The organism is Rhizobium oryzihabitans (assembly GCF_010669145.1).
GTDB classification, from domain to species: Bacteria; Pseudomonadota; Alphaproteobacteria; order Rhizobiales; family Rhizobiaceae; genus Agrobacterium; species Agrobacterium oryzihabitans.
In genome coordinates, this window is sequence record NZ_CP048632.1 from 2,697,262 (window position 1) to 2,709,419 (window position 12,158).

The following is a 12,158-nucleotide window of genomic DNA, read 5'->3' on the forward strand; positions in this document are numbered from 1 at the left end:
ATTTTGGTCGGAATGGCTGTTAGAAGAGCAGCCGTTCCAGAGGCCCGGCGGGCAGTGAAAGCTGCAGCAGCCGCGCGAAGATGAACCAGATGAAGAAGCTCAGGGCGATGCCGATGGGGATCGAATACCAGAGCTTGCGTTTGCCGAAGGCGCGCGCCGTAAAGGCGAAGAGCAGGCCGGTGGCGATGGAGAAACCGGCAATGTTCAGCAGCAGCATCTGTGCGGCAAGGCCGGCGACGACCCAGATAACCGGGGCGATTTCCTGTTTGTCGCGTTCGGGAAAATCACCGCGCCAGGCTTCGATGGCTGTCCACAGCGCCAGGCCGATAAGACAGAAGCCGATAGCGTAAGGCACCGTCGCCGGGCCGACCGGCGAATAACCGGTGACGCTGGCGAGACGCGCGCTGTCCCAGAAGATCACCGAGGCGATGATGACGAGGAAGATGGCGATCGCCAGCGCCGCCCAGTCAGGGCGGCGCTTTTGATGCTGCGAAGGGTTAGAACCCTGGCTCATTTTACCAGTCCGATGTCTTTGAGGATGGCGGCGGTGGCGTCGGTATCCTTGGCGAGCTGCGCCTTGAATTCGTCACCGGCGAGATAGGTGTCCATCCAGCTCTTGGTCTTCAGGGTTTCCTGCCACTTGGCAGACTTCACCAGCTTCTCGATGTCGGCATTGACGGCCTTTTCCTGCTCCGGCGTCAGGCCGGGAGGAGCGGCGACCATGCGCCAGTTCTGGACGACGACATCAAGGCCGCTTTCCTTCAGCGTCGGCGCATCAACGCCTTCCAGCTTCTCTTCGCTGGAAACGGCGAGCAGGCGCAGCGTGCCGGCCTTTACCTGGCTTTCGAATTCGCCGTAGCTCGAAATACCGGCAGTCACCTGCGAGCCGAGGATCGAGGCAAGTGCTTCGCCGCCGCCGGAATAAGCGATGTAGTTGATCTTGGTCGGATCGACGCCGGCCGCCTTGGCAATCAGGCCAACAGCGATGTGGTCGGTGCCGCCAGCAGAGCCGCCGCCCCAGGAAACGCTGCCCGGATCCTTCTTGAGCTGGTCGACGAGGTCGCCGATGGTCTTCAGCGGCGAGGATGCGGGAACGACGATGGCTTCATATTCGCCGGTCAGACGGGCGATCGGCGTTACTTCCTTAAGCGTGACGGGCGCGTTGTTGGTGAGGATGGCGCCGACCATGACGTAACCGCCGACGATGAGGGCGTTCGGGTTGCCCTTCTGCTGGCTGGCGAATTGTGCAAGACCGATGGTGCCGCCGGCGCCCGGTACGTTCTGCACCTGAACGCTCTTGGAAATGCCTTCTTCCTGCAGCACGCTCTGCAGGGAGCGCGCGGTCTGGTCCCAGCCGCCGCCGGGATTGGCCGGCGCGATGATGGTGTAATCCGCTGCAACCGCCGGAAGAGCGATCACGCCCGCCAGAAATGTGCCGATAAGAAAATGCTTCACTTGGAAAACCCTCCTCAGGATGCCCTTTGGGGCGTCGTTTTTCGTTTATGCGGGGGGCTTTAGGGCGCATCTATCCAGCGCTGCAATCACAGCGCGGGGCCTTGGCGATCGTCCCAGATTTCCTCCCGCATCTTCTTCCGCCTCCACGGAATGAAGAAGGATTGCAGAGCATCACAAAAAGCTGTCATCTAACTGACGCTACGCAAGTCCTTGCGCATTTACTCTCTATTAATTTGTGTCGGGCGTCTACTGTGGCGTGTGGGATGGCTTTGTTTTGCGCCTTTGAAGCTTGGTCCACACCCTCATTCCTGTGCTTGTCACAGGAATCCAGCCGACGCGTGTCTACGCGGCGAGAAGAGTCCTTTCAGCCCAAGGACTTTGGCTGGCTAGATTCCTGTGACGAGCACAGGAATGAGGGGGAAACTACTGCGACCGCAACGCCTCGTTCCAGCGCTCGATCAGCCGGCTGCGCTTGACCTGGTCCAGATAGACCATCAGCCCGGGGCTGACGGGCACGGGGCGCAATTGTGCGCCGTGGATGGCCTGCATGGTGTTGGCGGTGTTTTCGCCCGCCACTTCCGGGCTGACGGCGGGAATCTGCAGCTGCCGGGCCATGATCGTCTGGCCTTCCTTCGACATGAAGAATTCCAGATAACGGCGGCCGAGCGCCGGATTGGCGGCGGCTTCCGGCACCAGACCGATGCGCGACATGACGACAGTATAGTCTTTCGGCAGCACGATGCCGACATCGGGGTGGCGCGAGGCCCAGTCCGCCGCATAAGAACCGAGAATATTGTAGCCCAGCACGAAGCGCCCGTCGGAGACGCGCTCGAGAATGGCCGAGGAGGTGGAATAGACCTTCACGCCCGCCGCGCCCATGGCCTTGATGACGCTCCATATATCGCCGAACTGTTCCTGATCCCGTGACATGAACAGGAAGCCGACACCGGAGCGTTCGATGTCGTAAGTGGCGATGCGGCCGTGGATTTCCTTTGCATGACGTTCGAGATAGTCCACGAATTCGGCACGGGTGGCGGGCGGTTTTTCGGTGGTGAAGCTCGGCTTGTGATAAACGAAGACTGCGGGTTCGAAGGTCAGCGCATAGGCAGTATTGCGCCAGTTGGCCCAGGCGGGCCAGCGGGCGCTCATGGCGAGGTCAGAACGCTGGGCATAACCGTCATTGCTCAGTTTTACCTGCAGATCCATGGCGGATGAAAAGGCGAAATCGGCGGTCTTTTTGCCGGCATCGGTTTCCTTCACGATGCGGTCATAAATCTCGCCCGTCAGCATATCCTCATAATGGACGGCGATATCGGGATTGGCCTTCTGGAAACCTTCGATCATCGGCGTTGCCAGCGGCTCATCCAGCGAGGAATAGACCACCAGCGTCTCGGCATCCGCCTTGCCGGAGGCTGCCGGAAAGATGGCGACTTGCGCAAGGGCGGGCGAGGCCATGCAAAGACAGAGACAGAGGAGAAGGCAGATACGCATGGAAAAGATCATGCAGCAGGCGCTGGCCATTCACAAGCGGTAAGGGTCTGGTTAAACTCGGCAATGCTGTGGGAGGGAAGATTTGCGTATTTTGCTGGTCGAGGACAATCAGGTGCTGTCGGAGGGGCTGTCGGCGCTTCTGCGCGGCAGCGGTTATGCGGTGGATGTGGTTTCCGATGGCGCTTCCGCCGATGCGGCGATTGCGGCGGAAAGCTTCGATCTGGTCATTCTCGATCTCAACCTGCCGGAAATGGACGGTATCGAGGTGCTGCGCTCCATGCGCTCGCGCCAGGACAAGGCGGCGGTGCTGATCCTGACGGCGCGCGGCACGCCGGAGGAAAAGGTCAAGGGGCTCGATCTTGGCGCTGACGACTACATGATCAAGCCTTTCGACATCACCGAATTCGAGGCGAGGGTGCGGGTGCTGCTGCGCCGCAATGCCGGTCTGCGCTCCTCGGCGCTGAGTTTCGGCAAGGTGCTGTTCGATCTCACATCGCGTACCTTTTCGGCGGATGGGCGCCCGCTCGATATTCCGGCGCGCGAGGTGGCGCTGCTCGAAGTGCTGTTCATGCGGGCCGGCAAGGTCGTTGCCAAGGAAGCCATCGTGCAGTCGCTGACCGGCTTCGACGACGATATTTCCGCCAATGCCATCGAGCAATATGTCAGCCGCCTGCGCAAGCGGCTCGCGCCCCACGGGTTGACGGTGAAGACGGCGCGCGGCATCGGTTATTATCTGGAAAAGCTGCCGGAGATGGCTGAATGATACAGGCCGCCTATTCGCTCAGGCGGCGTCTTTTAGGCTGGCTTCTCATCTCCACCGCCATCATCGGCTGCGTTGCGCTGACCGACACATGGCGCGAGGCGGTCAATACCGCCAATGTGGTCTCCGACCGGGTGCTCTCCGGTTCCGCACTCGCCATTGCAGAGCGGGTGGTGGTGGCCGAGGACGGTTCGCTGGAAGTCGACATTCCCTATGTCGCGCTGGAGATGCTGACATCCGCCGCGCAGGACCGGGTGTTTTACCGTGTCGATGGGCCGAACGGGCAATTCCTCACCGGTTACCAGAACCTGCCGACCGTGGAGAACCCGGCGGGTGATACCCCCGCCTATCGCGATGCGGTGTTTCGCGACGAGCCGATCCGCATCGCCGCCATCCGCCGTTTTGCCTCCACCGGCATCAATTCCGTACCCTTTTCCGTAACGGTTGCCGAAACCACCATTGCCCGCAGCCAGCTGGCGCAGGCGATCATCCTGCGCTCTGCGCTGCGCCTGCTGTTGATGATCGTCGGGGCGGCGATCATCGTCTGGATCGCGGTGACGATTTCGCTGCGCCCGCTTTACCGGCTCAGCGAAGCGATTGCCGAGCGCAGCCCGAACGACCTGCACCCCATCCGCCAATCCGTGCCGGTGGAGGTGGAAAACCTGGTGGAAACGGTCAATTCCTTCATGGTGCGGCTGCAATCGGCGCTTGATGCGCTCCGGCATTTTACCGGCAATGCCAGCCACCAGCTGCGCACGCCGCTTGCCATCATCAGCACCCAGCTTGCGCTTTCAGCCCGTGCGGGAAGTTTAGAGGAAGCGCAGGCGGCGGCGCTGAAGGGTGGGGCGTCCGTGGCCCATGCCGAACATATCCTCGCCCAGCTGCTGCGCATGGCCAATATCGATGCTGCCGGCTCCAGCGAAAAGCATGATTTTTCAGCGATCGATCTCGTGGCCGTTGCGCAGAATGTGACGGCCGATTTCGTGCCGCGTGCGGCGGAGGCCGGCATCGATCTCGGTTTCGAAGGCGAGGGCGAGGCGACCATTCTCGCCGAACCGCTCCTCATCGGCGAGCTGATCGGCAATCTCGTTTCCAACGCCATCAATTACGCCGGGCGCGGGGCGGAAGTCACCGTGCGTGTCGGCAGGGAGACGGGCACCGTCTGGCTGGAAGTGGAGGATAACGGCCCCGGCATTCCACCGGAAAAACGCGCCATGGTGCGCCAGCGCTTCGCCCGCGGCGAAGCCAACGCCGCCCCTGGCGCCGGCCTCGGCCTTGCCATCATCGAAGAGATCGCCGGGCTGTTCGGCGGGCGGCTGACACTGGAGGATGGCGCGGAGGGGCGTGGGCTGAGGGCGCGGGTGGTGTTCGGTGGGAGGGGGGACGCTTAAGGATAGTGTTGCCCAGACCGCCGGTGCTTACCCCATCCGCTCGGAAGCATAACTTCCCGGGCTTGGCGGGAAGACGACGGTGCGGTTGCCGTTGATGAAGGTGCGGTGGTGGATATGGGCGTGGATGGCGCGGGCCAGCACCTGGCTTTCCACATCGCGACCGAGCGAGACATAATCGTCGGCGCTCTGGGCGTGGGTGATGCGCACCGTGTCCTGCTCGATGATCGGGCCTTCGTCGAGATCGGCGGTGACGTAATGGGCCGTCGCGCCGATCAGCTTCACACCGCGCTCATAGGCCTGCTTGTAAGGGTTGGCGCCCTTGAAGGAGGGGAGGAAGGAGTGGTGGATGTTGATGATCTGGCCCGACATCTTGCGGCACAAGTCGTCGGAGAGCACCTGCATGTAACGGGCGAGCACCACCAGTTCGGTGCCGCTCGTCTCGATCAGGTCCATCAGCTGCGCTTCGGCCCTGGGCTTGTTCTCCTTCGTCACCTTGATGTGGTGGAAGGGAATGTCGTGGTTGACCACCACTTTCTGATATTCGAAATGGTTGGAGACGACGCCGACGATATCGATGGGCAGCGCGCCGATCTTCCAGCGGTAGAGCAGGTCGTTGAGGCAATGGCCGAAGCGCGACACCATCAACATTGTCTTCATGCGCTGGCCGTCGCCGTAAATGCGCGCCTCCATGCCGAATTTTTCGGCCACCGGCTGAAAGCCGTCTGTGATGGCCTGCAGCGTCGCGCCTTCCTCGGAAATGAAGGAGACGCGCATGAAGAACTTGCCGGTCTCGAGGTCGTCGAACTGCGAACTGTCGATGATATTGCAGCCCTTTTCCGCCAGATAACCGGAAATCGCGGCGACGATGCCGCGGGTCGATTTGCAGGCCACTGTCAGAACATAGGATGTCATCGTTTTCCCTCAAAGACTTTGCACCGGATGAGCCGGCGTAATTGGCGCGTTCCATAGCGCAGCTCTGCGGCGGAGCAAAGCGCCAAGAAGAATGCAGCCAAAGTCATAGGACGGGAAATGGGTGCGCGCCGTGCCGGAAGCGACATGGAATGTTCCACTGCCAGCACGACGATTTAAGGTGGAAGGAGAGCCGCTTCAGGCGCGGCGCAGCCGCATGACCGCACGGCCGCGGCCGTCGATCAACTCCAGCGTGCCCCGGCGCGGCTCCAGCCGGAAGGAACGGGCGCCTTCCAGCGCTTCGATGAATTGCCGTTCCTGGCGCATGATATCGGGTGCGCAGGCCATCTGTGTGGAAATCATCCGGCCGAAATCGACGCGGTTGCGGTTGATCTTCACTTCACCGCCGATGCCGTTGCAGCCGGCATTGCCGGAAACGCGGCCTTCGCGGGAAATTTCCAGCGTCGCCTCACGGCGGCCGCGAACCCGTTCGCCGCGAATGTCCTGCACCAGCCAGCGTCCGTCGATACCGGCTTCCGGCTCCGGCCTGCCCGGGCCTGCCCCAACGCGCTCAAGCACGAGGTCGGTATCGTCGCGACCGCCGGTCAGCACCGAATAACGGCGGGTGGTGGTGAAAAGCAGCCGGTCGCGGTCGCGGATTTCGGCGCTCAGCGCATAGGTGCGGCGGGCGCGGATATCGCGGTCGTCATAACGCAGCACGAAGGGCACGGGCACCTGCCCGCGCGGACGGATGGTCGTTTCGGCGATCGTCTGCGAAGGCGCATCCGCGAGCGACACATCGATAAGGCGTACGGTGACGGTCACGCCCGGGGGCAGGGCGATCCGCTCGCGATAGGATACGCTGCCACGCAGGCTTGCCGGTGCGGCAGCTGCGCCGCCCGCTGCAAAAAGCGGTGCAAGCGCGACAAGCCCGGCGAAACTGCGGCGCGAAAGAAGTGGCTGGCGGTTGTTCATGATGCTTGCTCCGTGCTGGTGCTGGTCGAATTTCAGCGGATCATAAAAAACGGCACTGAACGGGCGATGAACCGGTGGAAATTTCCTTACGAGTCAGGCGGAGACATCCCGGGTGGATGATGACGGGTGTGATCGCGAGAGCCGATGCCAGTGCATCCCCACCACCCTCATTCCTGTGCTTGTCACAGGAATCCAGCCGACGCACGTCTGTGCGGCGGAAAGGGTCTTCTCAGCCCAATGACTTGGGCTGGCTAGATTCCTGTGACAAGCACAGGAATGAGGAGGGAGGGAAACCGCCGGCGGAAGCAATATCCCGGCAGCGGCGGTCACCATTCACTCAGCCGGGCAAACCGTCCCGCAGCGCTTCGAACTTCACCAGTTGTTCGACCCGCAGTTCCTTGTTTTCGTCGCGGCGGACGAAAATCTTGAACATGGCGCCGCCGGCGGCATTCATGAACCAGACGGAACAGGAGCGGCGGCCATGAAAGCCGCGATCGACGAAAGTAATGCCGGCGCAATTGTCCTTCTTGATGTGACCGCCGATGGGACTGTCGCCATGGATGTTGAACCAGCCGTGGCTTTCACTGCCTTCCGGCAACTCGCCCGGCACTTCCAGCACGATATCGCCGGTCTGGACGATCATCAGGACTTCGCCCCAACCGCGCATCTCGTTCCAGATCGCGTCGAAGCGGTCGGCGGGCGCGGAAACGGCCGCACCCTCGGGCAGGATCGCCAGAATCTCGGCAGGCGTCACCTCGGCCTTGGCGGCGATGGCTTCCACGATACCGTCAGGCTTTTCGGCGAGTGCTGCGGCGGCGCGGGCCTGCCGGTCGTCGGTCTTTTGGGCTGCAATGCTCATCGGACGGGCCTCAGGCGGCAATCGAGCGGCGTTCGCCGTTCTTGTCTTCATGAATGATGACGTCGAAACCTTCGAAATGCGGGCCTGAGAGATATTCGACCTTGCCGCGGTTTTCGCCTGCCTTGGCGTGGGCGGCGCGGAACTGTTCGGATTTTGTCCAGGCGAGGAAATCGTCCTTGGTGGCCCAGACGGTGTGCGAGGCATAAAGCGTATGGTCGTCCGCCTTCGGGCCCTTCAGCATGTGGAATTCGATATAGCCCGGCAATTCGCTCAGATGCGATTTACGCTCGCGCCAGATGGATTCGAAGGTTTCTTCGTAACCCGGAACGACGCGAAAACGGTTCATTGCGATAAACATGAAATTCTCCCTTTAAGTTTCCAGTTTCAGTCAGGATATCCAGCCGTGGTTAAGTTGGAAAGAGGCTCACGACAAAGCGAACAAAATTACTCCACTTATCGATTGCGCGTTCTATAAACATGTGCAAATAACTCAAGTTAAATAAGAAGGGCAGGCCCATATCTGCTCGTGCCAGCTTGTGTTTCAGGATAGCGCCATGTTGAACTTTCGCCTTCGTCCGTTCGTTTTCGCCGCCCTCATCGCCGTTGCCGCGCCGGGTGCGCAAGCCTCGGACAAGAGCAATCCGGAAGCGAAACGCATCGTTGCAGTGGGCGGCACGGTGACGGAAATCCTTTATGCGCTGGGCGCTGAAGACCGCATCGTGGCGCGCGACAGCACCAGCAGCTATCCGGCGGATGCGCTTTCGAAGCCCGATATTGGCTATATGCGGGCGCTGTCGTCGGAGGGCATTCTGTCGCAGAAGCCCGATCTCATCCTGTCGGAAGACGGTTCCGGCCCGGCGGATGTCATCGCCATCCTCAAGGCCAGCGCGGTGCCTTTCGTCACCGTCGATACCCCGCCGAGCGGCGAGGCTATTGCGAAGAAGATCGAGGATGTCGGTGCGGCGGTCGGTCTTTCCGACAAGGCGAAGGCGCTGGCCGCAGAGACCAAAGCCGGGCTGGACGCGCTGGCCAAGGATGTGTCGGCCGTGCCTGAAAAGAACAGGAAGCGTGTGCTCTTCGTGCTTTCCAGCGCCGGCGGCCGCATCATGGCGGCGGGCAAGGACACCGAAGCAGCCGCAATCATCGAGATGGCCGGCGGCATCAATGCCGCGCAGGAAATCAGCGGTTACAAGCCGCTCACGGATGAGGCAGTCATTGCCTCAGCACCGGACGTGGTGTTGACCATGGCGCGTGGCGACCATGCCGCCAAGGCAGCCGAGATTTTTGCGCTTCCCGCCTTCCAGTCCACGCCGGCTGCTGCAAGCAAGGCACTCATCAGCATGGACGGGCTTTATCTCATCGGTTTCGGCCCACGCACCCCGGCCGCCGGTCGTGAACTGGCGAACAAGCTTTACCCGGAGGCGGTGAAGCCGTGAGCCTCGCCGTCTTGAGTTCCACCGAAGGCGCCGCACCGGGTGACAGGTCCCGTCAGGGTGCCATCACCCTCGCGGTGCTTGTCGGCATTCTGCTGTTTGCCTGTGGTGTGTCGCTTGTCAGCGGTCCCACGGGTGTCGGCATTTCCGAACTCTGGGCTTATCTCACCGGCGGTGCTGCGGAACTCGATGCGCGTGACAGGGTCATTCTCGAGGCGGTGCGCCTGCCGCGCACGGCGCTCGGCATGTTGATCGGCGCGGGGCTTGGCGTCTCGGGCGCGATGATGCAGGGGCTGTTCCGCAATCCGCTTGCCGATCCCGGCATTGTCGGTGTCACTTCGGGTGCCGCGCTGTTTGCGGTTGCGGCCATTTCTCTCGGGGAAGGCGCGCTTGCCACGGTCGCCGTGTTTTTCGGACCGCATTTCCTGCCGCTGATGGCGTTTTTCGGCGGGCTTTTGAACACCTGGGTGCTTTATCTCATCGCCACGAAGGACGGGGCGACCTCCACCACCACGCTCATTCTGGCCGGTATCGCGGTGGCGGCAATCAGCGGTGCGCTGACGGGCCTGATGATCTTCGTGGCCGACGACCGGGCGCTGCGCGACATCACCTTCTGGTCGCTCGGTTCGCTCGGCGGGGCCACTCCCGCCAAGGTTCTCGCGACCTTGCCCTTTATCGTCATCGTGCTCGCCATCATTCCCTTCGTCGCCAGGGGGCTGGATGCGCTGATCCTTGGCGATGCGGCGGCTTTCCACATGGGCATTCCCGTGCAGCGACTGAAGCGGGTCGTCATTCTGGCCGTTGCCGCCGCCTGCGGCGCGAGCGTGGCGGCTGCCGGCTCCATCGGTTTTGTCGGCATCGTCGTGCCACATCTGCTGCGGCTCGCCATCGGCCCGTCGCACCGTTTCCTGCTGCCGGCCTCGGCACTTGGCGGGGCCGCACTTCTGCTTCTCGCCGATAGTTTTGCCCGCACCGTCGCAGCACCGGCGGAATTGCCCATCGGCGTGGTCACGGCTTTGATCGGCGCGCCGGTCTTCCTGTTCCTGCTGCTTGGCCGGGGCGGATTTTCCATGCGGAACATGCCATGATCCGGGCCGAAAACCTCACCCTCATCCGTTCCGGCCGCCGCCTGCTCGACGCGGTCAACGTCGATCTGAAGCCGGGCAAGGTCAATGTCATCATCGGTCCGAACGGCGCCGGAAAATCGACGCTGATGAAGGTTCTCTCGGGCGAGATGCACGCCGAGGCGGGGTCGGTAACCTATAATGATGTTGCCCTGCCGTTGTTCACACCGGTTCAGCTTGCGCGCATCCGCGCCGTCCTGCCGCAGAATACCCAGCTGGCCTTTCCTTTCACCGCGCTCGAAATCGTGCGCATGGGCGCTGTCGCGCAAGGGTCGCGCGCGCCGGAAGAGCAGGCCCGCCGGGCGCTCACCAAGGCCGGGCTTCGCGGGTTCGAACAGCGTTCCTACAATATGCTGTCGGGCGGCGAGCAGCAGCGTGTGCAATTTGCCCGCGCTCTCGCGCAGGTGCCACATCCGGTGGAAAACGGCGAAGTGCGGGCGCTGTTTCTCGATGAGCCGACGGCCAGTCTCGATATTGGCCACCAGATCGCGGTGCTGGAAACGGCGCGCGATTTCGCCGCTGGCGGCGGCCTGGTGCTTGCCATCCTGCATGACCTCAACCTTGCGGCGGAATTTGCCGATCAACTTATCGTCATGCACGGCGGCCGCGTGACGGCGAGCGGTCCTTCGCTGGAAACGATCAGCGACGAGACGATCGCCAGGGTCTATGGCATTGGCGGCGTCGTCGGACGGCTGCCCGCGCGGCATATTCCTTATGTGCTGCCGCAGTCGCGGCACCGCTGAGTGCGGCTGACCTTCAGCTTTCCGGCCGGGTGACGATGAAGAGTGCAGAGCCCAGCATGACGGCGGCAACGATTGCTGCGCGCAGCGCCGGCGGTTCGCTCAGGAACCAGAAGGCGGCGTAACTCGCACACATGGCAGACAGGGCGGCGATCTTCGCCTTGCGGGCAATTGCGCCGCGCTCGCGCCAGCGGCGAAGCGAGGGGCCAAATCTGGGATGGGCGAGAAGCCATGCCTCCAGTTTCGGCGAAGAGCGGGAAAAGCACCAGAGCGCCAGAAGCAGGAATGGGGTGGTGGGCAAAACGGGAAGAAACGCGCCGACAATGCCGGTCGCGACCATAAGCCAGCCAAGACAGAGGTACAGAAGGCGCATGGATATGCCGGTATCATGAGTTCTCTACTCATGATAGGGCGGAGCGCTGAAATCTGTGTGCCGTGTTGCCGCAGGCCCTCGCCCTGCGGGGAAACCGGGGTGTTTCGCCATCACATTTGCCGTGATCGAAGCTTTGCCTCCCGTCACAAAGCGCCTTTAGGGTTGAAAGCGAAGCACACTGTCTTTATCCCGTTGGTCCGCAATGCCCGGAGCATAACCGGGCCACGACGACAGGAAGAAGAAGGAAACACCATGGCCAAGCTGATCCACTCGATGGTCCGGGTGCTGGACGAAAAGCGTTCGGTGGAATTTTACAAACAGGCTTTCGGGCTCGAGATTGCGGAACGCGCCGAGTTCGAAAATTTCACGCTGATCTATCTCAGCAATGCCGAAGGCGATTTCGAACTGGAACTGACCGTCAATCGGGGTCGTGAAGTGCCTTATGCGCTGGGCGACGGCTACGGCCACCTCGCCGTCAGTGTTGCCAATGTGGATGCCGAACATCAGCGCTTTATCGATATCGGCCTGTCTCCGGGCAAGATCATCGAAGCCGAATACAAGGGCCAGCCTTTCGCGAAATATTTCTTCATTTGCGATCCGGATGGTTACAAGATCGAAGTGCTGCAGCGCGGCAACCGGTTTAAGTAA

Annotated in this window: 14 protein-coding genes; 6 read left to right on the forward strand and 8 right to left on the reverse strand. The window is 61.9% G+C overall.

Annotated elements, in window-relative coordinates:
* Positions 1 to 19 precede the first annotated feature (19 nt).
* The 3 genes from G3A56_RS13625 to G3A56_RS13635 form a co-directional block, all read right to left on the reverse strand.
* The gene (locus tag G3A56_RS13625) at positions 20 to 514 is read right to left on the reverse strand and encodes a tripartite tricarboxylate transporter TctB family protein (RefSeq protein WP_003491894.1); all 495 of its coding nucleotides are present in this window, start codon (positions 512 to 514) and stop codon (positions 20 to 22) included.
* Positions 511 to 1,455 (reverse strand): Bug family tripartite tricarboxylate transporter substrate binding protein, encoded by a 945-nt coding sequence (locus tag G3A56_RS13630; protein ID WP_035228016.1) that lies wholly within the window; start codon positions 1,453 to 1,455, stop codon positions 511 to 513. Before G3A56_RS13630 ends, G3A56_RS13625 begins: the two co-directional genes overlap by 4 nt.
* A gap of 423 nt (positions 1,456 to 1,878) precedes the next feature.
* Positions 1,879 to 2,976, reverse strand: a complete 1,098-nt coding sequence (locus G3A56_RS13635) for an ABC transporter substrate-binding protein (protein ID WP_425503353.1) — start codon at positions 2,974 to 2,976, stop codon at positions 1,879 to 1,881.
* A 52-nt stretch (positions 2,977 to 3,028) separates the two neighbouring features.
* On the opposite strand from G3A56_RS13635, the gene G3A56_RS13640 reads away from it, so the two are divergent.
* Together G3A56_RS13640 and G3A56_RS13645 are read left to right on the forward strand one after the other, a co-directional pair.
* A complete protein-coding gene (locus G3A56_RS13640) occupies positions 3,029 to 3,709 on the forward strand; it encodes a response regulator (protein WP_010972345.1) in 681 nt (226 codons plus the stop codon).
* Positions 3,706 to 5,097 carry a sensor histidine kinase gene (locus G3A56_RS13645; RefSeq protein WP_082182854.1) on the forward strand — a complete coding sequence of 464 codons (1,392 nt, stop codon included), beginning with the start codon at positions 3,706 to 3,708 and terminating at the stop codon, positions 5,095 to 5,097. The genes G3A56_RS13640 and G3A56_RS13645 overlap by 4 nt, the downstream gene beginning before the upstream one ends.
* A gap of 27 nt (positions 5,098 to 5,124) precedes the next feature.
* On the opposite strand, the gene purU is transcribed toward G3A56_RS13645, so the two are convergent.
* The 4 genes from purU to hmuQ all read right to left on the reverse strand — a co-directional run bounded on the left by purU (position 5,125) and on the right by hmuQ (position 8,198).
* A complete protein-coding gene (purU, locus tag G3A56_RS13650) occupies positions 5,125 to 6,009 on the reverse strand; it encodes a formyltetrahydrofolate deformylase (protein ID WP_082182853.1) in 885 nt (294 codons plus the stop codon).
* Between the two features lie 195 nt (positions 6,010 to 6,204).
* A complete protein-coding gene (locus tag G3A56_RS13655) occupies positions 6,205 to 6,981 on the reverse strand; it encodes a YbaY family lipoprotein (protein ID WP_082182852.1) in 777 nt (258 codons plus the stop codon).
* A gap of 337 nt (positions 6,982 to 7,318) precedes the next feature.
* Positions 7,319 to 7,840 carry a heme utilization cystosolic carrier protein HutX gene (hutX, locus tag G3A56_RS13660; RefSeq protein WP_082182851.1) on the reverse strand — a complete coding sequence of 174 codons (522 nt, stop codon included), beginning with the start codon at positions 7,838 to 7,840 and terminating at the stop codon, positions 7,319 to 7,321.
* Between the two features lie 10 nt (positions 7,841 to 7,850).
* The gene (hmuQ, locus tag G3A56_RS13665) at positions 7,851 to 8,198 is read right to left on the reverse strand and encodes a heme-degrading protein HmuQ (RefSeq protein WP_003522597.1); all 348 of its coding nucleotides are present in this window, start codon (positions 8,196 to 8,198) and stop codon (positions 7,851 to 7,853) included.
* 196 nt (positions 8,199 to 8,394) lie between these two features.
* Here hmuQ and G3A56_RS13670 point away from each other — a divergent pair, with 196 nt between their 5' ends.
* From G3A56_RS13670 to G3A56_RS13680, 3 genes are read left to right on the forward strand one after another with little or no spacing between them, the layout of a single operon-like run.
* The gene (locus G3A56_RS13670; protein ID WP_082182850.1) at positions 8,395 to 9,276 is read left to right on the forward strand and encodes a heme/hemin ABC transporter substrate-binding protein; all 882 of its coding nucleotides are present in this window, start codon (positions 8,395 to 8,397) and stop codon (positions 9,274 to 9,276) included.
* Positions 9,273 to 10,361 carry a FecCD family ABC transporter permease gene (locus G3A56_RS13675; protein ID WP_082182849.1) on the forward strand — a complete coding sequence of 363 codons (1,089 nt, stop codon included), beginning with the start codon at positions 9,273 to 9,275 and terminating at the stop codon, positions 10,359 to 10,361. The genes G3A56_RS13670 and G3A56_RS13675 overlap by 4 nt, the downstream gene beginning before the upstream one ends.
* Positions 10,358 to 11,140 (forward strand): heme ABC transporter ATP-binding protein, encoded by a 783-nt coding sequence (locus G3A56_RS13680; RefSeq protein WP_082182848.1) that lies wholly within the window; start codon positions 10,358 to 10,360, stop codon positions 11,138 to 11,140. Before G3A56_RS13675 ends, G3A56_RS13680 begins: the two co-directional genes overlap by 4 nt.
* 13 nt (positions 11,141 to 11,153) lie before the next feature.
* Here the strand turns inward: G3A56_RS13680 and G3A56_RS13685 are convergent, their stop codons facing one another.
* Complete coding sequence (locus G3A56_RS13685) at positions 11,154 to 11,510, reverse strand: YbaN family protein (RefSeq protein WP_082182847.1); 357 nt, start codon at positions 11,508 to 11,510, stop codon at positions 11,154 to 11,156.
* Positions 11,511 to 11,762: 252 nt separating this feature from the next.
* Between G3A56_RS13685 and G3A56_RS13690 the strand changes: the two genes are divergently transcribed.
* Complete coding sequence (locus tag G3A56_RS13690; RefSeq protein WP_082182846.1) at positions 11,763 to 12,158, forward strand: VOC family protein; 396 nt, start codon at positions 11,763 to 11,765, stop codon at positions 12,156 to 12,158.

Excerpts from the sequence above, each read along its gene's own strand:
- hmuQ (WP_003522597.1), bottom strand. The coding sequence starts at position 8,198 with ATGTTTATCGCAATGAACCGTTTTCGCGTCGTTCCGGGTTACGAAGAA.
- G3A56_RS13690 (WP_082182846.1), top strand. The coding sequence starts at position 11,763 with ATGGCCAAGCTGATCCACTCGATGGTCCGGGTGCTGGACGAAAAGCGT.
- hutX (WP_082182851.1), bottom strand. The coding sequence starts at position 7,840 with ATGAGCATTGCAGCCCAAAAGACCGACGACCGGCAGGCCCGCGCCGCC.
- purU (WP_082182853.1), bottom strand. The coding sequence starts at position 6,009 with ATGACATCCTATGTTCTGACAGTGGCCTGCAAATCGACCCGCGGCATC.
- G3A56_RS13645 (WP_082182854.1), top strand. The coding sequence starts at position 3,706 with ATGATACAGGCCGCCTATTCGCTCAGGCGGCGTCTTTTAGGCTGGCTT.
- G3A56_RS13655 (WP_082182852.1), bottom strand. The coding sequence starts at position 6,981 with ATGAACAACCGCCAGCCACTTCTTTCGCGCCGCAGTTTCGCCGGGCTT.
- G3A56_RS13685 (WP_082182847.1), bottom strand. The coding sequence starts at position 11,510 with ATGCGCCTTCTGTACCTCTGTCTTGGCTGGCTTATGGTCGCGACCGGC.
- G3A56_RS13635 (WP_425503353.1), bottom strand. The coding sequence starts at position 2,976 with ATGGCCAGCGCCTGCTGCATGATCTTTTCCATGCGTATCTGCCTTCTC.
- G3A56_RS13680 (WP_082182848.1), top strand. The coding sequence starts at position 10,358 with ATGATCCGGGCCGAAAACCTCACCCTCATCCGTTCCGGCCGCCGCCTG.
- G3A56_RS13670 (WP_082182850.1), top strand. The coding sequence starts at position 8,395 with ATGTTGAACTTTCGCCTTCGTCCGTTCGTTTTCGCCGCCCTCATCGCC.
- G3A56_RS13625 (WP_003491894.1), bottom strand. The coding sequence starts at position 514 with ATGAGCCAGGGTTCTAACCCTTCGCAGCATCAAAAGCGCCGCCCTGAC.